The 1,030-nt window shown below is 45.6% G+C and carries 2 protein-coding genes; both read right to left on the bottom strand.

Annotated features, from left to right (window positions below):
- The coding region (locus ACWHAR_RS23305; RefSeq protein WP_452087977.1) for a cation transporter at positions 1-338 on the bottom strand (338 nt) is incomplete at its 3' end.
- Positions 339-498: 160 nt separating this feature from the next.
- The coding region (locus tag ACWHAR_RS23300) for an HAD-IC family P-type ATPase (RefSeq protein WP_452087976.1) at positions 499-1,030 on the bottom strand (532 nt) is incomplete at its 5' end.

The raw sequence follows: 1,030 nt of genomic DNA, 5'->3' as shown, positions 1-1,030 counted from the left end.
CCCGAATGAACCAAATATGCCGCTGCGCCGAGAATGACAGCCGCCGCCATTCTGATCAGCATATTGACCATTCTATTACGATAGCCATCATCAGCTGATTTCTTTTTATGCTTTTGCCGAACCGTTACATGCGGATCAATTGATTTCACTTTTTTCTCTACTTTATTCGTGACCCATTGCTCTTCTTTCCCATCGGCTGAGACAGTTAAGGTGCTTGCCGCAAAATTTACCGCGCATCCGTCAATGCCTTTTATGCCTTTGACTCCATTTTCGATTTTTCGGGCACAATTGCTGCAATCCAAACCGTCCAGAACGTATTCCTGTTTCACTAGTCTCACCTTACCTTCCGATTTAGGGTTCCCTCTTCAAAGCGTATCAATGAGTATTGCATTCTTTATAATATATATGAGCATATACTCATATAATAGTTACACCTATTATATGTTGTTTTCCAAGAAAGTTTCAATGAAAAACAAAAACCGGCATATAGCCGGTTTTTCATTTTACTTTTTGCAGACGAAGAGCATTCAGAACAACGGAAACGGAGCTGAATGCCATTGCTGCTCCTGCTATCCACGGTGCTAAAAATCCAAGTGCTGCGATTGGGATGCCGAGGCTGTTATAGCCAAGCGCCCAGAATAAGTTTTGTTTAATGTTTTTCATTGTCAATCTGCTCATGCGGATTGCGTCGGCAATGCTGTTCAGATCGCCGCGAATAAGTGTAATGTCTGCTGTTTCCATGGCAATGTCCGTGCCAGTTCCAATCGCCATGCCGATGTCAGCTGTGGCAAGCGCCGGCGCATCGTTAATTCCGTCGCCTACCATTGCTGTCTGGCGGCCTTCTTTTTGCAAGCGGGCGATTTCCGCCGCCTTTTGTTCAGGAAGAACTTCCGCAATGATATTCGTAATTCCCGCTTCCTTCGCGATGGCTTCTGCGGTTCTGCGATTGTCTCCTGTCATCATGATGACATCAAGGCCCAACTCTTTCAGACGGGCAACAGCCTTCCGTGACGTGTCCTTAATCGTATCT

Source organism: Bacillus sp. LR--39 (assembly GCF_053613335.1).
The sequence above is the reverse complement of the archived record's forward strand: the minus strand, read 5'-3'. Positions and strand labels throughout refer to the sequence as shown.